Origin of the sequence: Halomonas sp., from assembly GCF_052095765.1 — a bacterium.
Lineage (GTDB): Bacteria > Pseudomonadota > Gammaproteobacteria > Pseudomonadales > Halomonadaceae > Halomonas.
This window is the reverse complement of sequence record NZ_JBQDJZ010000047.1, coordinates 1-19838: the sequence shown is the minus strand read 5'-3', so window position 1 is coordinate 19838 and position 19838 is coordinate 1. Positions and strand designations below refer to the sequence as shown.

The 19838-nt window shown below is 57.0% G+C and carries 22 protein-coding genes; 10 read left to right on the top strand and 12 right to left on the bottom strand.

Translation table 11 applies throughout. The features are described 5' to 3' along the window. Positions 1–72 precede the first annotated feature (72 nt). The gene (locus ACTH3D_RS07735) at positions 73–528 is read left to right on the top strand and encodes a thioesterase family protein (RefSeq protein WP_441666489.1); all 456 of its coding nucleotides are present in this window, start codon (positions 73–75) and stop codon (positions 526–528) included. Between the two features lie 43 nt (positions 529–571). Further along, positions 572–1081, top strand: coding sequence for a C40 family peptidase (locus ACTH3D_RS07730; RefSeq protein WP_441666488.1), 510 nt, complete (start codon positions 572–574; stop codon positions 1079–1081). Positions 1082–1131: 50 nt separating this feature from the next. Here the strand turns inward: ACTH3D_RS07730 and ACTH3D_RS07725 are convergent, their stop codons facing one another. From ACTH3D_RS07725 to ACTH3D_RS07715, 3 genes are all read right to left on the bottom strand, one after another. Next, entirely contained in the window at positions 1132–1488 is a 357-nt protein-coding gene (locus ACTH3D_RS07725; RefSeq protein WP_441666487.1) for a hypothetical protein, read from the bottom strand. A gap of 75 nt (positions 1489–1563) precedes the next feature. After that, the gene (locus ACTH3D_RS07720; protein ID WP_441666486.1) at positions 1564–1944 is read right to left on the bottom strand and encodes an HU family DNA-binding protein; all 381 of its coding nucleotides are present in this window, start codon (positions 1942–1944) and stop codon (positions 1564–1566) included. A 61-nt stretch (positions 1945–2005) separates the two neighbouring features. Beyond that, positions 2006–3166, bottom strand: coding sequence for an NAD(P)/FAD-dependent oxidoreductase (locus tag ACTH3D_RS07715; protein ID WP_441666485.1), 1161 nt, complete (start codon positions 3164–3166; stop codon positions 2006–2008). 94 nt (positions 3167–3260) lie between these two features. Here ACTH3D_RS07715 and ACTH3D_RS07710 point away from each other — a divergent pair, with 94 nt between their 5' ends. Next, positions 3261–3797, top strand: a complete 537-nt coding sequence (locus tag ACTH3D_RS07710) for a chorismate--pyruvate lyase family protein (protein ID WP_441666484.1) — start codon at positions 3261–3263, stop codon at positions 3795–3797. Between the two features lie 58 nt (positions 3798–3855). Further along, positions 3856–4749, top strand: coding sequence for a 4-hydroxybenzoate octaprenyltransferase (ubiA, locus tag ACTH3D_RS07705; RefSeq protein WP_441666483.1), 894 nt, complete (start codon positions 3856–3858; stop codon positions 4747–4749). Between the two features lie 14 nt (positions 4750–4763). Here the strand turns inward: ubiA and cysZ are convergent, their stop codons facing one another. Next, complete coding sequence (cysZ, locus tag ACTH3D_RS07700; RefSeq protein ID WP_441666482.1) at positions 4764–5501, bottom strand: sulfate transporter CysZ; 738 nt, start codon at positions 5499–5501, stop codon at positions 4764–4766. 175 nt (positions 5502–5676) lie between these two features. Here cysZ and ACTH3D_RS07695 point away from each other — a divergent pair, with 175 nt between their 5' ends. Then, a complete protein-coding gene (locus ACTH3D_RS07695) occupies positions 5677–6078 on the top strand; it encodes an acyl-CoA thioesterase (protein ID WP_441666481.1) in 402 nt (133 codons plus the stop codon). A gap of 92 nt (positions 6079–6170) precedes the next feature. Here ACTH3D_RS07695 and ACTH3D_RS07690 read toward each other — a convergent pair whose 3' ends face one another. The 3 genes from ACTH3D_RS07690 to hexR form a co-directional block, all read right to left on the bottom strand. Beyond that, the gene (locus ACTH3D_RS07690) at positions 6171–7259 is read right to left on the bottom strand and encodes a TRAP transporter substrate-binding protein (protein WP_441666480.1); all 1089 of its coding nucleotides are present in this window, start codon (positions 7257–7259) and stop codon (positions 6171–6173) included. 304 nt (positions 7260–7563) lie between these two features. Then, positions 7564–9768: a DNA helicase II gene (gene uvrD / locus ACTH3D_RS07685; protein ID WP_441666479.1), complete on the bottom strand. Its 2205-nt coding sequence runs from the start codon at positions 9766–9768 to the stop codon at positions 7564–7566. A 147-nt stretch (positions 9769–9915) separates the two neighbouring features. Next, positions 9916–10770 carry a transcriptional regulator HexR gene (gene hexR / locus ACTH3D_RS07680; protein WP_441666478.1) on the bottom strand — a complete coding sequence of 285 codons (855 nt, stop codon included), beginning with the start codon at positions 10768–10770 and terminating at the stop codon, positions 9916–9918. A 225-nt stretch (positions 10771–10995) separates the two neighbouring features. Between hexR and ACTH3D_RS07675 the strand changes: the two genes are divergently transcribed. Continuing rightward, on the top strand, positions 10996–11211 hold the full coding sequence (locus ACTH3D_RS07675; RefSeq protein WP_441666477.1) for a PA3496 family putative envelope integrity protein: 216 nt from the start codon (positions 10996–10998) through the stop codon (positions 11209–11211). Positions 11212–11287: 76 nt separating this feature from the next. Here the strand turns inward: ACTH3D_RS07675 and ACTH3D_RS07670 are convergent, their stop codons facing one another. The 5 genes from ACTH3D_RS07670 to ACTH3D_RS07650 all read right to left on the bottom strand — a co-directional run bounded on the left by ACTH3D_RS07670 (position 11288) and on the right by ACTH3D_RS07650 (position 15650). Further along, positions 11288–12640 (bottom strand): sodium-dependent transporter, encoded by a 1353-nt coding sequence (locus tag ACTH3D_RS07670; RefSeq protein ID WP_441666476.1) that lies wholly within the window; start codon positions 12638–12640, stop codon positions 11288–11290. A 168-nt stretch (positions 12641–12808) separates the two neighbouring features. Next, a complete protein-coding gene (locus tag ACTH3D_RS07665; protein WP_441666475.1) occupies positions 12809–13660 on the bottom strand; it encodes a DUF72 domain-containing protein in 852 nt (283 codons plus the stop codon). 315 nt (positions 13661–13975) lie between these two features. Next, entirely contained in the window at positions 13976–14698 is a 723-nt protein-coding gene (locus ACTH3D_RS07660; protein ID WP_441666474.1) for an RNA polymerase sigma factor, read from the bottom strand. Next, positions 14695–15120, bottom strand: coding sequence for a cupredoxin domain-containing protein (locus ACTH3D_RS07655; protein WP_441666473.1), 426 nt, complete (start codon positions 15118–15120; stop codon positions 14695–14697). Before ACTH3D_RS07655 ends, ACTH3D_RS07660 begins: the two co-directional genes overlap by 4 nt. Before the next feature lie 98 nt (positions 15121–15218). Continuing rightward, positions 15219–15650, bottom strand: a complete 432-nt coding sequence (locus ACTH3D_RS07650) for a hypothetical protein (RefSeq protein ID WP_441666472.1) — start codon at positions 15648–15650, stop codon at positions 15219–15221. Between the two features lie 276 nt (positions 15651–15926). On the opposite strand from ACTH3D_RS07650, the gene phnD reads away from it, so the two are divergent. The 4 genes from phnD (at position 15927) to phnE (ACTH3D_RS07630) (ending at position 19470) form a co-directional block, all read left to right on the top strand. Beyond that, positions 15927–16892, top strand: coding sequence for a phosphate/phosphite/phosphonate ABC transporter substrate-binding protein (gene phnD, locus ACTH3D_RS07645; RefSeq protein ID WP_441666471.1), 966 nt, complete (start codon positions 15927–15929; stop codon positions 16890–16892). Positions 16893–16995: 103 nt separating this feature from the next. After that, positions 16996–17835, top strand: a complete 840-nt coding sequence (gene phnC / locus ACTH3D_RS07640) for a phosphonate ABC transporter ATP-binding protein (protein ID WP_441666470.1) — start codon at positions 16996–16998, stop codon at positions 17833–17835. Next, positions 17832–18641 (top strand): phosphonate ABC transporter, permease protein PhnE, encoded by an 810-nt coding sequence (phnE, locus tag ACTH3D_RS07635; protein ID WP_441666469.1) that lies wholly within the window; start codon positions 17832–17834, stop codon positions 18639–18641. Before phnC ends, phnE (ACTH3D_RS07635) begins: the two co-directional genes overlap by 4 nt. A 13-nt stretch (positions 18642–18654) precedes the next feature. Next, positions 18655–19470 carry a phosphonate ABC transporter, permease protein PhnE gene (phnE, locus tag ACTH3D_RS07630; RefSeq protein ID WP_441666468.1) on the top strand — a complete coding sequence of 272 codons (816 nt, stop codon included), beginning with the start codon at positions 18655–18657 and terminating at the stop codon, positions 19468–19470. The last annotated feature ends 368 nt before the right edge of the window (positions 19471–19838 follow it).

The following is a 19838-nucleotide window of genomic DNA, read 5'->3' as shown; positions in this document are numbered from 1 at the left end:
CTCATCGTTTACTCCTCTGCCCACAACGGGGGGCTGCTATATTGTCATTCGACTGATTGACAGGAAATTCACATGCGCATTCTTGATACGCGGGTTGCACCACAGTGGGTAGATTACAACGGCCACATGAACGATGCAGAATACGCACGGGTTTTCTCTCTGGCCCTGGAAGCCCTGATGGATGATATCGGACTGAATGAGACGGGCCGTGAGCAACACGCCTATACCATCTACACCCTGGAAACCCATGTCTGCTATCGCCGTGAGGCTTATGAGGATCAACCGCTGGGCATTAACGTCATTTTGCTGGATCAGGATACCAAGCGGTTGCATGTATTCATGGAAATGCTCGACGAGCACGGCCAATGCCTGGCAACCAGCGAACAAATGCTGATGGGTATTGCCACCGCTAACGGTCGTCCGGCGCCTTTCCCCGAAACTATTGCACAACGCATTGAGCGTCTGCCTCACGCCCAAGCGGATAACTGGCCCGCGCTGGCAGGTCGCAGAGTCGGTTTTCGCCGTTGACGACTAATACCATCAACTGATGCTAATTCACCAGGTAACTCTCATGCGACACCCGACAGCTTTTCGCCCAGCCCCCTATTCCTGCCAACCTGCACTGGTAATGATGCTGCTGATCATGGTGCTTGCACTGCTATCTGGCTGCGCTGGATCACAGCTAAAGACCCAGGAGCAGAGCGCCGTTTCCTTTGAGCGCGCAATGATTCTCGCGGAAGCCAAAAAGACGCTGGGCGTGCCGTACCGTTATGGCGGTAACTCGCTGAGTGGGCTGGACTGCTCTGGTCTAGTACAGCGAACCTACAGCAAAGCGGGTATCAGCGTACCGCGCACGTCCCATGAGCAGTTCTCGAAATTGCCGCCGATCAAAAAAGCCCGTCCGGGCGACCTGGTGTTTTTCGATACCTCCGGCGGCGGCAAGGCCAGCCATGTGGGCATCTATATGGGCAACGATCAGATGATTCATGCACCCGGCAGCGGGCGAGAGGTAACAACAACCCAGCTATCGCTGGATTACTGGCAGAAACGTTTTCTGGGTGCGGCAGGGCCGGCGCCCTGAGCAGCCGAAGCCAGAAACCTGGGATCAAGCCGTCATCTCAACGAAAGGCGTCAGCGGATGTATTTGAGCAGCGTCTGGAGACGCTCCAGATCGCGGCTATCACCCACCAGCCGTACCTGATCGTTCATCATGCCGTCGAGGAAAGCTTTCTGGGTAGGCTTGCGTAGGATGCTGATGGCGCTTTGTGGGTCTTCAAAACGCAGTTCCAGATCAAGGTCTATGGGAAGCCCTCTACCTGTCTCGATACCGTCAGCGGACATCCGGTAGTACCTGGCAATCGACAAATCTTCGGTGGCAATTCCCCAGTCGAGGGGACGCTTCTCCAACTGTTCCTGGAAAGCCGGCTTGCTTCGCTGCGCCCTCTTGAGCAAAAAACCAAGCAACCAGAGGATGGCTCGTAGCATCATGTCTAAGCTCCCGACAGGAAGAAGGAAAAGGGAGGAAAACAGCGGTTCGCCGGCGCCCGACGAGCCGCTGACGGCTTACTTTTGCACCGCTTCCTTGAGCCCTTTACCGGGCTTGAAGGCAACCGTTTTGCTTGCCGGAATCTGCAGCGGCTCGCCTGTCTGCGGGTTTTTGCCGGTGCGGGCGGCACGATGACGGACGGTAAAGGTGCCAAAACCTATCAGGGTGACGTCGTTACCATCAGCAACGCTACCAGTGATCTCCTCGAGAATCACGTTGAGTACCTGACCGGCTTTATCTTTGGAAAGGTCAGCCTGCTTGGCAATGGCTGCGGCAAGTTCTGGTTTGCGCATAAGGTTGGTTCTCCTGACTGTAAGTATGAAGCCGGAGTCATTTCCGGCCACTGCTTCCTGACGGTGTTGCTCTGTTATTACTGTTTTATGTTTCCTTGTCACCATGGAAAGCGATTATGCTGCTTCAAACCTTATCACTCCATGGGTGCAGCAGGGGGAGTCGTCACTAGCCTAGCAACGGCGGTGCCAGCCGCGCCAGTCTGACTTTCCGACGCACACAGTCTCCTGTCAATGCAAAACCCTGTAATTGGCCGTCATCTGACTCTGCAAATGCCGCCAGATCACGCCCACTTCCTTCGGTACGCCAACGTACGGCTGATTCAACCGGCGGCAAGGAAACAATCGGCAACAATGATGTCTTGACCATGATGGGCCAAGGTCCGTAGTTCACCAACGTAGGGCTACCCGTCAGGGTAGCGGCCAAAGCTTTGGCTCCAGCCTGCAGCGGCTGCACATACATGGCATTCAGCCCATCAACACAGGCGACATCGCCCAGCGCGAAAACACCTCGGACCGTTGTTTCCAGATAACGATCTACCACAATGCCGTTTGGGCTGACGCTGAGGCCCGCGCTAGCGGCCAGAGTCATGCGCGGACGCAGGCCTGTCGCCACCAGCACCAGATCAGCATGCAGGGTGTCACCACCATTCAGCTTTACCGCCACAGCACCCTGCTCATGCCAGAAAAAGCTCACCGTCGTGCCGCAGTACAGCTGAATGCCCGCCTCAAGGAAGGCATCTCCCAGGGCGCGTCCCAGCTCGGCGGGCAACAGACGTGCCAGAAGAATTTCTTCCGGTGCCACCATGCTCACGCTGTGGCCTCCGGCCACCAGATCATCTGCAAACTCGCAGCCCACCAGCCCTGTGCCAACCACCACCACCTTGGCCGGACGCTGCAATGCCGCCAGGCTGCTATGAAAACGGCGGTAGTCATCCAGATCATTGACGGTCATCACCCGCTCAGCCAGCTCGTCAGGAATCGTAAAGGGCAACGTCGGCGCAGCGCCGGTGGCCAGCACCAGCTGATCATAGGCCAGTGTTTCTGCACCGAGCTGCAGGCTGCGCGAACTGGTGTCGATAGCATCGACGAAGGTGTGGGTGCGCAGCGTCACATTGAGGTCCTGGGCCACCTGCAACGCCGGACGTGCCACCAATCGCTCAGGTGAAAGCCGCTTGGCAAAACCGGTGGAAAGCAGCGGTTTGGAATAGTCATCACCGCCATCGGCAGTAATCAGGGTAATTGGCCGCTCGGCATCACGATTGCGCAGCTGACGCGCCAGTCCAAACCCGGCCATGCCGGAGCCGATGATGGTCAGAGGAGCACTCATAGCTGTCCTTGTTTGTATGCCGGGTGGTGGAGGCAGTTTGTACGCAGGGCCATGGTACACTAGCGCCCCTTGGTATGGGACGTGGAGCATCGCGGTGATCAAGGGTTCGACACAGGCGCCAAAATGGCAGCCTCTGGCAGCGGTACGGCCGGCAATGAGCCATGCCTGGTGGCAATGGGTAGCCTCTACCGATTCACTGACAGCTCGCCTGACCGATGCCGGCGCGCCGGCCACTTTCCGCGTTCGACTGCTCGATCAGCGACTTGGTCGGCCAAGTCACGATGAAGCGATGGCGCTGGGCCAGCCGCTGGATCGCTGGGCCTGGTTACGGGAAGTGGCGCTGTGTCTCGATGACCGGCCCTGGGTGTTAGCCCGCTCAGTCGCACCACTGGACCGGCTGAACGGCCATCGTCTTGAAGGCCTGGGCGAGCGCTCGCTAGGCAGTTGGCTATTCAGTCAGCCGGATCTCAAACGCGGCGCCATCGAGATTACCCGCTCCCCGGCCCCGTTTCGTCAGCTACCCGGCCCTTGGGGCCGTCGCTCGATACTTCGCCACCGGCGCTTTACTGTACTGGTTCAGGAGTTTTTCCTAGACAACATGGCGGACGACCTGGAGCTGCCTTCGCAGTAGCTTCCACCATTTGCTGGCCGAGGCTGGCGATGATTTACGACTTACTTGAGAGCGCACAATGGACTCATCACTTCTGCGTCCCACGGGACTCGCGCGTATTCCGGACTTTTTACATCTGACCCGTCTCGACCGTCCCATCGGCACCTGGCTACTGATGTGGCCTACGCTATGGGCTCTGTGGGTCGCTGCAGAAGGCGTGCCTGAGCGGCATCTGGTGGTGATTTTTGTGCTCGGCGTTTACCTGATGAGGGCGGCTGGCTGTGTCATCAACGACTATGCCGACCGCCATGTAGATGGCCACGTCAAACGCACCGTGAATCGCCCATTGGCCACCGGCCGCATCAGTGAACGTGAGGCCCTCGGGCTCTTTGCCTTGCTGGTGGCCGCCTCCTTCATACTGGTGTGCTTTACCAACCTGTTTACCGTGCTGCTATCGCTGGTGGGCGTGGCGCTGGCAGCCATCTATCCCTTCATGAAGCGCTATACCCACCTGCCACAAGTGGTTCTGGGTGCGGCTTTTTCCTGGGCGATACCCATGGCATTCGGTGCCGTACTGGGTGAAGTACCGACAGTGGCCTGGCTGCTGTTTGCCGCCAACCTGAGTTGGACGATTGCCTACGACACCCTCTACGCCATGGTGGATCGCGATGATGACCTGAAAATTGGGATAAAATCCACCGCCGTCCTGTTTGGTCGTGCCGATACGCTGATGATCGGGCTGTTCCAGCTGGCAACCCTGATTCTGCTGGCCTTGGCCGGTTGGCTGCTAGGACTGAGTGGCTTCTTCTGGCTGGGGCTGGCCACCATGGCCGCCACCTTTGTCTTCCAGCAGCAGCTGGCCCGAGGCCGCGATCGCGACCGCTGTTTCCGGGCCTTTCTCAACAATCAGTGGTCGGGCATGGTGGTCTTTGCCGGCATTGCCTTGAGCCTGTGGCCGGGCATTGGCAGCTAGCTGTCGGGTAACAACTAGCGGGTGACCGCGGTGGGCTTACCTAGATCCCGATAATGCCTGTCCCACATCAGCACTGCGCCGGCCACGGCACCTGGCAGCAGAAACAGGTTCGCCAGGGGCAACCAGGTAATCAGGGTCACCCAACCGCCATAGGTCAATGTCGGAATACGTCGTGCATTCAGGCGGCGGCGCATATCAGCAAAGCTCACCTTGTTGTTGTCCATGGGATAGTCAAGATAGGTGATCGCCATGGTCCAGGCGGAAAACAGCCCCCACAACACAGGCGCTATGATATTGACAGCTGGAATCCAGCTAATGATGAACAGTAGCAACATGCGCGGCAGGATATAGGCCAGCTTGACCAGCTCGCGGCCGATGGCATCTATGCCGGCACGCATGACTCCCCGGTCATCCAGCGGCGGCTGGCCGGTGACCACACGCTCCACCTTTTCGGCCAGAAACCCATAGAAAGGCGCAGCGATCATGCTGCTTATCAGGGTGAAGGTGAAAAATACGATCAGCAGCAAGCTGATCATAAACAGAGGCCAGATCAACCAGTTGAGCCATTCAAGCCAGCCGGGCACCATGGCCATCCAGCCATCAAGCCAGCCACCAAAGCGGCTGATGACGTAATATAGCAGAGCAGCATACACCAGCAGGTTAACCAGTATCGGTAGAAACACATAGCGGCGAAGCCCGGGGGAATAGACTAGACGGGTACCCCGGGAGAGTGCCGTAAATGCATCAATCATGAAAAATTTCCTCCGGTTGAGTTACTGCCAGTATCAACGACGTTACCTGCGACAAGACGCAACACTCCGGGCAGTTGAATATCAGTCGCCGACGTTTATCATGGCCCTCTGATATCTCGCATTACCCGATACGAGCTTCTCACAATTCAAAACAACAAAGCCGACATAACCACTGATGACTGACATAGATGATGTACCCTCGCCGCGTGGCCAGCTGACCCTCAAACTGGTAGCCAATCGTCACGATACCAACCTGCACGGTGATATCTCCGGCGGCTGGCTGGTGTCACACATGGATCAGGCCGCCGAGCTTGCCGCCAGCCGAGAGGCCAATGGCCGCACCGCGACGGTTTCCATCGAGAGCATGGATTTCCTCTCCCCGGTACGGGTCGGGTCAATGGTCAATATCTTCACCGAAATACGTGAAACTGGGCGCAGTTCAATGAAAATTGACGTAGAAGTCTGGTGCCGCTTTCCACATGAGAGCGACAGACATGAGCTACAGAAAGTGACAGAGGCACGCTTTGTGATGGTGGCACTGGACGAAAAAGGCCGCATTCGAGCGGTCAAGCCATAACTGAACAGCAGTGCAGGAATACACACAGCTAGAAAACGCCGGATACCCTGGCAGCACCCGGCGTTTTACCACAGGCAAGCAGCCCGCAATGATCAGTCCGTCAGATCATCACGCACTTTCAGGTAGTCGTACTCACCGATATCGGTAAATCCACGCACGGTATCCTGGAACGCAGAATACGACTCATAGATCTTGCGTGATTCTTCATCACTTTCTACCTGGCGCAAAATAACCTTCTCGGAAGCCTTCTTCAGCGCAGCCATGACCTCACTGGGGAAAGTACGCAGTTTAACGCCGTGCTCCTCTGTCAGCGTATTCAGCGCTTCCGCATTGCGGAATACCAGCTCGCTGAACATCGCAATATTTGACGCACGGGCGGCCTCAGTCACTATCACTTTGAGATCATCCGGCAGCGCATTCCAGGCATCCAGATTCACCGTGCCTTCAAGAATGGCCGACGGCTCATTCCAGACTGACGTGTAGTAATAATCCGCCACCTGATGCAGGCCGAACGCCAGGTCGTTATAGGGCCCGACCCAGTCAGCCGCATCTAGCACACCGGTTTGCAGCGACGTGAAAATCTCGCTGCCCGGAATCGTCATGGTGGTTACACCAATGTCAGCCATGGCCTCACCGGCCAGACCGGGCAAACGCAGCTTCAGGCCCTGCATGTCTTCCAGCGAGTTGATCTCTTTCTTGAACCAGCCCGCCATCTGGGTGCCCGTATTACCGACCGCAAACGGCTTAAGATTATGCTTGGCATACAGTTCATCCCACAGCTCACCGCCACCGCCGTTGTACAGCCAGGAGTTGGTTTCATCAGTGGTCATGCCAAACGGCACTGCCGTAAAGAACTGCGCCGCAGCTACTTTTCCGCGCCAGTAATAAGAAGCAGAGTGCCCCATTTCAGCCGTGCCGGCAGATACCGCATCAAAGACCTCAAGTGCCGGTACCATCTCACCTGCACCGTGAACACGGATCTTCATCCGGCCACCTGACATCTGCTCAATACGCTTGGCGAAGTCGTTGGCGCCAGTACCCAGCGCCGGGAAGTTCTTGGGCCAGGACGTCACCATGTTCCAGGTAATGGTTTCCTGAGCCGACGCGGTGGATACAAAAGGTGCGGCGGCAACACCAGCAGCACCCAGGCCAGCAGTCTTGAGAAACTTGCGTCGTTGCATGAGCTAACTCCTTTTTTGGTTTTTATCAGCGCGGCCAGATAAAGCACGGCCAAACATATCAGATATCTGTACTTTTATACTTTCAGCAGTATGCGTGAAGGCGGTTTTAGCAGGCAAATAAAGGAACTGTCTTCAAGCTGCGATGGCGTCGATGAGTCGCTGTAAACCTACCATGGCAAACCAGCCCCGCCGCCGCTGCGCGGCGGTTTCGCCATGTGAACATGGCTCCTACAAGACCCCGCTCAACGGCAACGTGCAGGTTATCGTGTGAGCGGCCTTCAGGCCGCGAAAAGCGCCCCCGCACCTACAGCGGTGTCAGCTTGGCAAAGCCCAGCACCAGCCACTTAGCACCCTCGCCCTCGAAACTGACGTGTACCCGGGCACGCTCGCCCTCACCTTCGGCATCAAGAATTACACCTTCACCAAATACTGGGTGACTGACCCGCTGCCCAAGGCTCAACGACGGCAGGTCGCCAGCAGCCTCAATGCGCTCTTGGCGCCACGCGGGCGCTGGACGCGAGACGCTGAGTGGCCGCGACACCTGGCCACGCAACCGTACTTCTTCCAGATGCTGTTCGGGCAGTTCACGCAGAAAGCGCGAAGGGCGGGGAAAGGTTTCCTTGCCGTGCAATCGCCGCACTTCGGCATGGGTTAGATAGAGCTTCTGCATAGCACGTGTCAGGCCCACATAGCACAGCCGGCGCTCCTCCTCGAGGCGACCGGGCTCCTCCAGCGACATCTTGTGAGGAAACAATCCCTCCTCCACGCCGGTGATGAATACCACCGGAAACTCCAGCCCTTTGGCCGAGTGCAGCGTCATCATCTGCACGCAGTCTTCAAATTCGTCAGCCTCGTGATCACCTGCATTAAGCGCGGCTTCCGCCAGAAAAGCCTCCAACGCCACCATGCCTTCACCAATCTCGGCATTTTCCAACGCCTCACCCTGGGTAAACGCCTTGGCGGCGGTAACCAGCTCCTCAAGGTTCTCGATCCGCGCCTGGCCTTTCTCGCCTTTTTCGTTGCGATGATGTTCGAGCAGGCCGCTGCGCTCGTTCACATGATCAATAATCTCATGCAGCGACAGCGCCGAGGTCTCGTCATCCAGTTGCTCGATCAGATCACTGAAGGCCTTCACCGCATTGCCTGCACGTCCTTTGAGGGTCCCGTCGTGCAAGCCATCATGTAGTGCCTGCCATAACGACGTTTCATCCAGCCTCGCTCGCTCGCGGAGAACCTCTACTGTTCGTGTACCAATGCCTCGTGCTGGCACGTTGATGACCCGCTCTAGCGAGGCATCGTCATTGCGGTTGAGCAACAGTCGCAGATAAGCCAAGGAGTTTTTGATTTCTAACCGCTCATAGAAGCGATGCCCGCCATAAATACGATACGGCATGCCCTGACGAATCAGCGCCTCCTCGATTACCCGGGACTGGGCATTGGAACGGTAGAGAATCGCTACATCACTGCGCTTGAAACCTTCATTGACCTTGTCGCGAATGGTATCGACGATAAAGCGCGCCTCGTCGAGGTCATTGAAACCGCCATAGACCGAGATTGGTTCGCCCCGCTCACCATCAGTCCATAGCTCCTTGCCCATACGTTCAGCGTTGTGACTGATCAGGGCATTGGCAGATTCAAGAATGGCGCTGGTGGAACGATAGTTCTGTTCCAGCCGCACGGTTTTAGTCTCGGAAAACTCTTGCTCGAAGCGACGGATATTCTCGATCCGCGCACCGCGCCAGCCGTAGATCGACTGATCATCGTCACCGACCACTGTCATCGGCGTCTGCATGCCGCTAAGCAACTTCAGCCAGGCATACTGCAGGGTATTGGTATCCTGAAACTCATCCACCAGCACATGGCCGAAGCGTTCACGATAGTGTGCCAGCAGTGCCGGGTTATCGCGCAGCAGCTCCAGACTTCTGAGCAGTAGCTCGCCAAAATCGACCAGTCCGCCACGCTCGCAGGTAAGCTGATAGCGTTCGTAGAGATCGACCATCTGCAGCATGTACGCATCGCCGCTGGCATCAACCTGATGGGGCCGTAGTCCTTCTTCCTTGCAACCCGAAATGAACGACTGGACCTGGCGCGGCGGATAGCGCTCGTCATCGATGCCATGATCCTTGAGCAGTCGCTTGATCAGCCTTAGCTGGTCGTCGCTGTCAATGATCTGAAAGTGCTGGGGCAGGCGAGCATCCTGCCAGTGGGTACGCAACAAGCGGTGCGCAATGGAGTGGAAAGTGCCAACCCACACATGTCGCAGCGACAAGCCCAGCAGGGTTTCCAGGCGCGTACGCATCTCGCGGGCGGCCTTGTTGGTGAAGGTCACCGCCAGCACGGCATAGGGGGAAAGCCCCTCGGCCTGCATCAACCAAGCGATGCGATGCACCAACACCCGCGTCTTCCCCGAGCCGGCCCCGGCCAGCACCAGCATATTACCCTGAGGCGCACTGACGGCCTCACGCTGTGCCGTGTTCATGTGGTCGAGAATCGCCGTGACATCATCCATGGGGGAAGCCATATACAAGGAAATCGCTGCTGAAAAATGGGTGGTCAGCTTAGCATATTCAGACACACCGAGCCGGTGACTGGCCACCGCCAAGCTGCATCCTGACCGGCTCCGAGAAGTCTGCTGTTGAAACTAGTTCAAAATGGCTTAACTGATTTCCGGAAAGCGCAGCGGCGTCAGACTGGTCCTGACCGCCTTGAGCTGTTCGGCCAGCTTGGGACCACGCGTCTTGGCCACGCCCACGGCTAGCACATCAATCAACACCAGATGGGCAATGCGCGAGCTCATGGGGGTGTAGATTTCGGTCTCTTCAGGCACGTCAACATACAGCGGCAGAGTCACTTCTTCGGCCAGCGGCGAACCATGCGGGCAAAGTCCGATCACCGTCGCACCTGCTTCACGCGCCAGTCGCACACTGGCTACCAGAGCACGGGTACGCCCCGTCTGGGAGATGGCCACCACCACATCGCCTTCCTTGAGGGTCACCGCCGACATATTTTGCATGTGCGGGTCCGACAGAGCGGCAGTAGAGATCTGCAGGCGAAAAAACTTATGCTGAGCATCAAAAGCCACGGCACCGGACGCGCCAAAGCCGTAGAATTCGACGCGGTTAGCCATGGCCAGCGCATTGATTGCCTGGCTGAGAGATTCGTTATCCAACCGGTCGCGTATTGACAGTAGAGTGCCGACGGTGGAGTCGAAAATACTCTGGGAAAACTCGGCGACAGTGTCGCTGTCATTCATCGTGAACTGGGCGAACTGGCTGCCTGCTGCCAGCATCTGGGCCAGCTTGAGCTTGAAGTCCTGAAAGCCCCCACAGCCCAGGGCGCGACAGAAACGTACCACCGTGGGTTCGCTGACCTTGGCCTCAGTGGCCAGATCCACAATCCGCATATGAATGACGTCTTCGGGATTACGCAGCACAAAGCGCGCCACTTTCTGTTCGGAGCGGCGCAAATGCTCCATACGGCGTCTCAACTCATCGAACAGGCCAAGGCTCACGCGGTATTCCTCATCAGTGATCAGGCGGCATCACGGTGACCGCCCTCAGTCGAATCTATTGTAACAGTATGCCTCAAGCCAGATCGCAACAGGTTGTTCATTATCTATACCATGCTACGTTCTTTTACCTTCATTCATCATACTGTCAAATATTTTATAGTAGAAAGTGCTGTGTCGCGCTGCATCTTGGATGCTACACCTTCACTGCAGGTAGGAGAGTCGATCATGCGTAATGTTGAACGTTTAACTTCCCTGAAAAGCGAGCTACTCAATATCTTCATGGATATGGAAGTTAACGAACACAAGCAACGCGCCCGTAACGCCGTCCAACGCAGTCTTCGCGCCCGTCGTGGGATCGAGTTTTATCAAGAGACCAAGCGCCTCAGCGAGCACTTAATAGAGTTCCCCATCAACGATTTTCTCGATGAAAATACCCACTGACCATTTGAGTTACCCCTCAACGAAGAAGCCCCGCTATACTGCGGGGCTTCTGCACAGCTATTTTCAACGTCAGTGTTTATAACAGGCTATTAACAAACACCACGATCACGCCAATCGGTGCTACAAAGCGCGCCACCAGCAGCCACAGCGTTTCTGTACCACCAGAGAGGCCCAGCTCCTGGGTCACGCTCTGGCGATCCAGGCGCCAGGCAACAAACAGGATGGCACCCAGGCCGGTCAGTGGCAGCATGAACTTGGCCGTGATGGTATCCAGCAGGTCAAAGATGTTCAGGCCAAAGAACAGCACATCGTCCCAGACGTTGAACGACATCAGCGCCGCCAGACCCAGCGCCCAGATGGCGATACCGCCGACCAGGGTAGCGCTAACCCGGGAAAGCGCCGTGCGCTCTTCTAGCATTTCAACGGTAGGCTCAAGCAGCGAAATGGCCGAGGTCAGCGCGGCGAACGTTAGCAGCAGGAAGAAGGCCAAGCCCAGCAACGCACCGCCCGTCATGTTGCCAAAGGCTACCGGCAAGGTCACAAAGATCAAGCCAGGGCCTTCCCCGGGGCTCAGGCCGTTAGCGAACACAATCGGGAAGATCGCAATACCGGCCAGCAGCGCGATGCCAGTATCCAGCAGGATCACCGTGCGCGCAGTACCGATTAAGTTTACGTCTTCGCCCAGATAGGAGCCATACGCCAGCATGATGCCCATGCCCAGCGACAGGGTGAAAAAGGCCTGGCCCATGGCAGCCAGAACGGTTCCACCAGTCAGCGCACTCCAGTCAGGGCTGAACATGAAGGCCATGGCCTCGCCGAAGTGCCCAGTGGTCATGCCATAGCCGGCCAGCACCAGCATCAGGATCACCAGCGCCGGCATCATGGTCTTGGCGGCGCTTTCAAGTCCCTTGGTAACGCCGCGCCCTACAATCAGTATTACCAACACCATAAAGAGGGTGTGCCACAACGTCAGTGTACCGGGACTCCCCAGCAGACCGCTGAAGATCGCACCAACGCCCTCGGCATCTAAGCCACTGAAACCGCTAGCGGCACCAGTCACCGAACTCAGGGTGTAGTTGAGCGACCAGCCGCCAATCACGCTGTAAAACGACAGAATGAGGAAGGCCGCCAGAATGCCGCTAGCACCAACCAGTGACCACAACGGTGACAATTTATTGTCTTTCGACAGCTTGAGCATGGAGTTGATGGGGTTAGCCTGGCCGCGACGCCCGATCATCCACTCGGCTACCAGGATCGGCAGCCCCACCAGCGCCACACAGGCCAGATAGACCAATACGAAAGCGGCACCGCCATTTTCACCTACCAGATAGGAAAAACGCCAGATATTACCCAAGCCCACTGCCGAGCCGGTGGCAGCCAGGATGAAGGTCATCTTGGACGACCATTGCGCATGAGAAAGTTTCGACATGAAAAACCTGCTGTTGTGAATTTTTGGTTGTTGATAGCGCTCAGGCAATCATCACAGCAGATCCTGCTGGAATAATGCCTTGATGGTCATAAATCTATCTGATGATCGGAAAGATGACCAGATACCCCAGCGTTAAGTGGCCACGATGTGATAGTCACTCAACAAAAACTAAAAGAGTGACGGCTGACGGTGTCCGGCAAAGTCAGCCAGCGCTGGCAGGTCAAGCACGTCAGCAAGGCGTTCGTGAAGCAGCCGCGCTAAGGCTGGCGCTGCTCGGTTATCAGCAGTGTGCACAAAAAAGAAAGGAGTTTTCCCCTGCTTTACCCACAGGGCAAGTTGTTTAATCCAAGGCGACAAGTAATCGTGATTGACGGACTCGTCGACATGACCAATAAAACGAATAACTGGATTGGCTCCTGTGGATATCACATGTAGCGGGCGCTTCGGCTTTTCTTTGCGTGCCTGAATCATCCCGCCATGATCACCGACCTGGCCACTAAACAATGGGCGTACATCGAGCATAACTCGGTTAGCGCCGTGAGTTATCAACAGACGGTTGAAATCGCGTTCAATCCTTCCCTTGTGGAAAAAATCAATATGTCGCGGCTCAACCGCACAGCCAATATCTGCCGGCCAGCGCGCCAGAAGCCGGCCCAGTCGCGGTAGCGCCTCTTCACCAAGATCGCGGGGCAATTGAACCATCAGCGGACCTAGCCGGTCTCGCAACGGTGCCAGCGCAGCGATGAAGCTATCGAACGGCGCCTCGATATCCACAAGGCGACGCTCATGGGTTAACTCAGCGGGCAGCTTGAAGCAGAAACGAAAGTGCGACGGCGCCTGCCTGGCCCAGGCGTCCACGCTGGTTGCCAAGGGCACACCGCTATAGAAGGTGGTATTGCCCTCTACCGCATTGAATACCCGAGCATAATCGGCCAGATGGCCGCTGCCGTCGTCATGCGGCGGGTAGAGCCCGCCGCGCCAAGCAGTATTGGCCCACATGGGCAAGCCAAGATGCAGCATGAAGCTAACCTGTTATTTTTAGGCTCAAGTTGGGTGCCACAAGCGGGTCCAGCAGCAGCTTTTGGTTAAATGCTATTGTTCGCCTTCCAATCCATGCCATATCTGTAGTGACACTCATGATCGTATCCTCGAACCAAGTGACTACTATGTATTACGATAGTAGTCTGCAAGGGTTCACCAAATAATTTAACGCCTACTTAGGCTGCACTTTTTATTACTCCTTGAAAACTCGTTCATAGAGATAGATTTTTCGAGGCAGATGCCGCGCGAACTCCATTACGGGTTGCGGTCATGCGTTTCATGCTCGCTAAACTATCACCGCAACCCGTAACCTTCTGCCTGCAGCCGGCTGACGACACGGTCCGCCATGCCCCTGCAGCGAGCGCCATCGAAGGGAAATACCTCATCGAACCCGCCTTGTATCTTGACCTGAAGACCGGTGCGCAGTTTTCTGCGTGCACGGAAAAGCCGGGTCTTGACGGTCGTTGGATTGATCTGCAGAAGATGCGCGATGGTCGAGATGCTCATGCCTTCGACTTCATGCATCAGAAAGGGAAGGCGAAAGTCCGGCGTCAAGTCAGCAATCGCTGTCTCCAGAAACTCACGAAACTGGGTACGTCCCAGCGAAGGTTCGGGGAGACTGGGGTCAGGGCCGGGAAAGGAAAGCACCATCCCTGTTCGCGGTTCGATTTCGGTCACAGTGTCATACCCTTCCAGTATCCGATGGCCGCGTCGCTGCATCTTGGCCATGTTGATGGCGATGCTGGTGATCCACGTCGAGAAGCGCGCCTCGCCGCGAAACGTTGCCAGCCGAGTGAAGGCCGAAAGATAGGCTTCCTGTACGAGCTCCTCCGCCACGGCGTCGCTATCCACGATGCCTCTGATGATGCGAAACAGTCGCGGATTGAGCCTCTGGATCAGCTCACGAATCGCCGACTCGTCGCCGGATCGGGCCAACTCCACCAGTTCGGCTTCCTGCTTATGGCCGGTAGCGCGAGCATGAGGCTCGGCCCCGCCCTGCTGGGCATTGTTTTTCATCTCGCGTCCTCCGCATAAACCCGACCTTCGGTAAGAATATTGTCTACCGCCGGCAATGCGGCAAGTACTGCCTCCGATAGATACCCTGGGTCTTTCGCTTGCGCCAGCAGCGCCGGGGCCGGCGTGCCGACCACAATCCGCCCCACCATCGCGGCCCTTTCATGGGGCAGACAGTAGTAGTCGTAGATACCAGGCACCGTGAGAATCACTTCAAAGCTTTCTCCAGGGAGCAGGAAATCGCTATGAAACGGCGTCGCGGCCGTCGGTATCCGACGCTGCCGGTCGAAAAGCTCTGGATGATAGGCGGTCGCGGTATGGCTATTGCCAGCATCGCGGTTCACGAAGCGCACTCGGGTGCCCGGCTTGATCGCTAGGCCGATAGGCGTGAACCAAACACGCTCCCCGCGAGATGTACCGCGCATTTCGATGACCTCCACGTCCTGCCCGTAGAGCAGGACGGGAGCCATGAGGGCGGCGAAGCCACCGCCGCCCAGAGCCAGTAGTTGACGGCGCGTTACTATCATTTGGCTAACCGCGCCTTGGCGTCTTGATCATGGTAGAGCACAACGTGAGCGTGCGGCCTTTCCACGCCAGGATGGCCTGCGTTGTAGTAGATATCGACCGAGGACGTCTGATGCAGCCCCACCGGCAGATCATCGTAGGCGGTGCCGTTTTCCAGCTCATCCAGCGGCGTCATATAGATCGTCGCAGACAGCCCGCCTGCATGGTCATAGGCAAGGAAAGGGCCTGCCGGCAACGTATCGGGGTCTACAAATAGCGTGCCGAGGCCGGGGATGAACTCCGGTAACGGCAACGCATCGCTCACCTGGATGTAGGGGTCGCCCGGCGGCAACTGGCGCAGCATCTCCTCATCATGGGCCATTGCCAGGGAACCGATACCAATCAAGCCTCCCAGGCCCAGGGTCAGTATTGTCATTTTGAGATTGGACATGATGTTTCCTCGCTTTTTCTGCTGTCAGGGGCCAATGCGAATAGGCATGGCGCTCAACCTGTCAGTTGCAGTACCGCGAGAAAGGTTTCCGCTAACACGAAGTGAGTGGCACACATCATCATGATCGCGGCTCGATCTTCAGCAGCGAAATGGCATGCGGGGGCTCCCTGGCGAAATTAACTGCTTTGTCACTCCAGAGACTCCGCACTGTCACAGAGAGGCGTCAAAGTCATTGGTGTTCCTGTATTGCCCCTGTCATCACGCTTCGGAGCTCCCATGACTACCACGCCCCTATACCGTAACCTGCTGGCCAGCGCCATCACAGGTATCTTCGTCACTGCCAGTCTTACGGCCAGCGCCAACTTGTCTCCGCGTTTCTCCGATACCGATAGTGACCTGGTAGCCGATACACCGGTCGATGAGTCGCAGTGGGTTGATCCTAATACATTGGTGTTCTCTTATACACCAGTGGAAGATCCAGCCGTCTATGCCGAGGTTTGGTCTGGTTTTCTTAAACATATGGAGGAGGTCACCGGTAAGCAGGTGAAGTTCTTCCCGGTACAGTCCAACGCCGCCCAGCTGGAAGCCATGCGCGCCGGACGCCTCCACGTGGCTGGCTTTAACACTGGATCCAACCCTCTCGCGGTGAATTGCGCCGGCTTCGTCCCGTTTACCATGATGGCCAGTGAAGACGGTAGCTTCGGGTACGAGATGGAGATCATCACCTACCCTGGCAGCGGCATCGAGTCCGTGGCCGACCTAGCCTCGCGTAGCATGGCTTTTACCTCATCGACCTCCAACTCAGGCTTCAAAGCGCCTTCCGCCCTACTGGTTAGCGAGTTTGGTTTGGTGCCTGGAGAAGACTTCGAGACTGCCTTCTCTGGCTCCCACGATAACTCCATCCTGGGCGTGATCAACAAGGACTACGAAGCCGCCGCTATAGCCAACTCGGTCTCTAATCGCATGCTGGCCCGCGACGTGATCAACGAGGGCGACTACGAGATCCTCTACACCTCCCAGACCTTCCCCACCACCGGTTACGGACATGTCTATAACCTGCATCCCGAGCTTGCCGAGAAGGTCAAAGACGCTTTCTTCAGTTACGAGTGGGAAGGTAGCGCGCTACAGGCTGAATTCGCCAACTCCGGTGAATCCCAATTCATCCCTATCACTTTCGAAAAACACTGGGCAGTGATCCGCACCATCGATGAAGCCAACGACGTGACCTACACCTGCGACTGAGTCTCATAAAACTGGCAGCGCTCTTTTATCAGAACCCATCATTAACACTCACGGCCAGGAGGGTCTCACTCTCCTGGCCGTCTGCATAAAGGAAGACATAGCTATGCTGACCCTCTCTCAGGTCAACAAACGCTACTCCACCGGGGAACACGCCTTGGTCGGCATCAACCTAACCCTTCCGCGGGGCCAGGTGATGGCGCTGATCGGCCCCTCTGGAGCCGGCAAGAGCACCCTGATTCGCTGCGTCAATCGACTGGTGGAGCCCACCAGCGGAAGCATCCACCTGGGGGAGGCCGAACTAACCCGGCTCTCCGGTAGCGCCCTGCGTGGGGCTCGCCGCGCCATGGGGATGATCTTTCAGGAGTATGCCTTGGTGGAGCGTCTGACAGTGATGGAAAATGTACTCTCGGGTCGGCTCGGCTATGTGGGCTTCTGGCGAAGTTTCCTGCGTCGCTACCCCCAAGAGGACATCGCTGAAGCCTTTAGACTGTTGGAACGGATTGGTCTGCCCCAGGCCATGGACAAACGTGCCGATGCCCTCTCCGGAGGCCAGCGTCAGCGAGTGGGCATCGCAAGGGCTCTGATCCAGCGTCCCCGCTTGTTGCTGGTGGATGAACCCACGGCGAGCCTGGACCCCAAAACCTCGCGCCAGATTATGCGCTTGATCCGTGAGCTGTGCGCCGAACGTGAGCTCGCTGCCATCATCAACATCCACGACGTCGCCCTGGCTCAGCAGTTTGCTGACCGCATCGTGGGGCTACGCGCTGGCCAGATCGTCTTCGATGGCACGCCCCAGGAGCTCGACGCAAAGACCCTCACCACGATCTACGGCGAAGAAGAGTGGGAGAGTACTCAAGCACAAGATGGGGAAGCAGAGCACAGAACCGCTACCCAAACAGCAGTGCCTCAAAAATTGTCTCTAGCGGCGGGAGGCACCGTATGAATCGCCAAGAACTGGCACAAACAGGCCACTGGCGACGGCTACCGATGATCCAGAGTTCGAAGCTACGCTGGGGCCTGACGCTGAGCCTAACGACCTACTTCATCCTGGCACTCTCAACAGTCGACGTAAACTGGACTCGGGTCGCCGAAGGCGCCAGCCGCAGCCTCAGCTTTCTGGCCGCTTTCGCCCAGCCGGACTTTATCAGTCGTCGCGGCGACATCCTCGACGGCATCCTCGAGAGCCTGTCCATGACGCTCACCTCCACGGTGATCGGTGTAGCTTTGGCAATTCCGGTAGGACTCGGCGCGGCACGCAATATTACCCCCTGGCCCATCTACTACCTGTGCCGGGGCATCATCACGCTGTCACGTACCTTCCAGGAGATCATCATCGCCATTCTTTTCGTGGTGATGTTTGGCTTCGGCCCGCTGGCCGGCATGCTCACACTGGCGTTTGCTACCGTTGGTTTCATGGCCAAGCTGCTGGCCGAAGACATCGAGGATCTCGACTGGTGCCAGGTGGAGGCAGTGCGCGCTACTGGAGCAAGCTGGTGGCAGACTATGAACCAAGCCGTGCAACCCCAAATCATGCCGCGGTTGATCAGGCTCTCAATGTATCGCCTGGACATCAACTTCCGGGAATCGGCGGTGATCGGCATCGTCGGGGCCGGCGGTATCGGCGCCACCCTCAACACTTCCATCAGCCGATACGAATACGGCACCTCGGCAGCCATCCTGCTAATCATCATCTCCCTTGTACTGCTATGTGAGTACAGCTCGAGCCATGTGCGTCGCTGGACCCAATAAACAGGACACTGTCATGACCATAAGCAGCTCCCCGCAGGGCACGCCAACATGGCGTTTGCGCACCACACGCGCCCAGTGGCTGGGCCACCTAGCCTGGCTCGCTGGTATCTGTATTTTCCTACTTTGCTGGAAACAGATCTCCGACAACACCATGTGGGTGTTTGTGGAAGACGCAGGCCGTCAGGGCAGCGATCTGATTAGCCGCATGTTGCCACCAGAGTGGCACTACGCTCAGTACCTCTGGAAACCCATGTGGGACACTCTCAACATCGCCACACTCGGCACCGCACTAGGGATTACCATGGGTTTTCCAGTAGCTTTCCTCGCAGCCCGAAACACCACACCTCATCCACTAGTACGCAGCATTGCCCTCGTCGTCATCGTCGCTTCGCGCTCCATCAACTCACTCATCTGGGCCATGCTATTGATAACTATTCTTGGCCCTGGGGTGCTGGCTGGAATCATTGCCATCGCACTGCGCTCTATCGGCTTTGTCGGAAAACTGCTCTATGAGGCTATCGAGGAAATCCACCCCGCTCCGGTGGAGGCGATCAGCGCCACTGGCGCCAGCCGACTGCAAATAATGAGTTACGGCGTGTTGCCCCAGGTAGTGCCCACTTTCGCCGGCATCAGCGTCTATCGCTGGGACATCAACATCCGCGAATCGACTGTGCTAGGGCTGGTAGGCGCCGGCGGTATCGGCCTACAGCTCAACGCCGCCATAAACAGCCTGGCTTGGCACCAGGTCAGCGTGATCTTCGTGATGATTTTCGCCACCGTACTGGCCTCGGAGTGGATCTCCGCCCGAGTACGTCACGCCATTATCTAGAAATAAGAACAGAGACCAACTATGTACTTTTCCAACACCCAGGTGACCACCATCGAGCACGATCCGTCATGCCGAGCCGCCCTGTGGAATGACCTGAGACGTACTTCAGTGGGTCGGCCACTAGTAATATCCATCCTAGCGGCGTTTACGTCGCGGCTATCCATTCCTACCAGACCTTCGATACACACATTGAGAATCAGATTGTTCATGCGAATCAGACAGCACCGGAAAATCAATTTTCCACTGCCCAAGAGGCCGGCCAGAGCGTTGATATTGTTCTAATAGATCTCCAGGCAGCACACCCATGGAATGAGGTAAGTGCCTAACCGAAAGTTTTCGTGCATAATGTATGTAGGATAACTGACACG

Bases quoted from the DNA above. Each gene is read 5' to 3' on its own strand.
- ACTH3D_RS07735 (WP_441666489.1), top strand. From the start codon at position 73: ATGCGCATTCTTGATACGCGGGTTGCACCACAGTGGGTAGATTACAAC.
- ACTH3D_RS07730 (WP_441666488.1), top strand. From the start codon at position 572: ATGCGACACCCGACAGCTTTTCGCCCAGCCCCCTATTCCTGCCAACCT.
- ACTH3D_RS07725 (WP_441666487.1), bottom strand. From the start codon at position 1,488: ATGATGCTACGAGCCATCCTCTGGTTGCTTGGTTTTTTGCTCAAGAGG.
- ACTH3D_RS07720 (WP_441666486.1), bottom strand. From the start codon at position 1,944: ATGGTGACAAGGAAACATAAAACAGTAATAACAGAGCAACACCGTCAG.
- ACTH3D_RS07715 (WP_441666485.1), bottom strand. From the start codon at position 3,166: ATGAGTGCTCCTCTGACCATCATCGGCTCCGGCATGGCCGGGTTTGGA.
- ubiA (WP_441666483.1), top strand. From the start codon at position 3,856: ATGGACTCATCACTTCTGCGTCCCACGGGACTCGCGCGTATTCCGGAC.
- cysZ (WP_441666482.1), bottom strand. From the start codon at position 5,501: ATGATTGATGCATTTACGGCACTCTCCCGGGGTACCCGTCTAGTCTAT.
- ACTH3D_RS07695 (WP_441666481.1), top strand. From the start codon at position 5,677: ATGACTGACATAGATGATGTACCCTCGCCGCGTGGCCAGCTGACCCTC.
- ACTH3D_RS07690 (WP_441666480.1), bottom strand. From the start codon at position 7,259: ATGCAACGACGCAAGTTTCTCAAGACTGCTGGCCTGGGTGCTGCTGGT.
- uvrD (WP_441666479.1), bottom strand. From the start codon at position 9,768: ATGGATGATGTCACGGCGATTCTCGACCACATGAACACGGCACAGCGT.
- ACTH3D_RS07675 (WP_441666477.1), top strand. From the start codon at position 10,996: ATGCGTAATGTTGAACGTTTAACTTCCCTGAAAAGCGAGCTACTCAAT.
- ACTH3D_RS07670 (WP_441666476.1), bottom strand. From the start codon at position 12,640: ATGTCGAAACTTTCTCATGCGCAATGGTCGTCCAAGATGACCTTCATC.
- ACTH3D_RS07665 (WP_441666475.1), bottom strand. From the start codon at position 13,660: ATGCTGCATCTTGGCTTGCCCATGTGGGCCAATACTGCTTGGCGCGGC.
- ACTH3D_RS07660 (WP_441666474.1), bottom strand. From the start codon at position 14,698: ATGAAAAACAATGCCCAGCAGGGCGGGGCCGAGCCTCATGCTCGCGCT.
- ACTH3D_RS07655 (WP_441666473.1), bottom strand. From the start codon at position 15,120: ATGCGCGGTACATCTCGCGGGGAGCGTGTTTGGTTCACGCCTATCGGC.
- ACTH3D_RS07650 (WP_441666472.1), bottom strand. From the start codon at position 15,650: ATGTCCAATCTCAAAATGACAATACTGACCCTGGGCCTGGGAGGCTTG.
- phnD (WP_441666471.1), top strand. From the start codon at position 15,927: ATGACTACCACGCCCCTATACCGTAACCTGCTGGCCAGCGCCATCACA.
- phnC (WP_441666470.1), top strand. From the start codon at position 16,996: ATGCTGACCCTCTCTCAGGTCAACAAACGCTACTCCACCGGGGAACAC.
- phnE (WP_441666469.1), top strand. From the start codon at position 17,832: ATGAATCGCCAAGAACTGGCACAAACAGGCCACTGGCGACGGCTACCG.
- phnE (WP_441666468.1), top strand. From the start codon at position 18,655: ATGACCATAAGCAGCTCCCCGCAGGGCACGCCAACATGGCGTTTGCGC.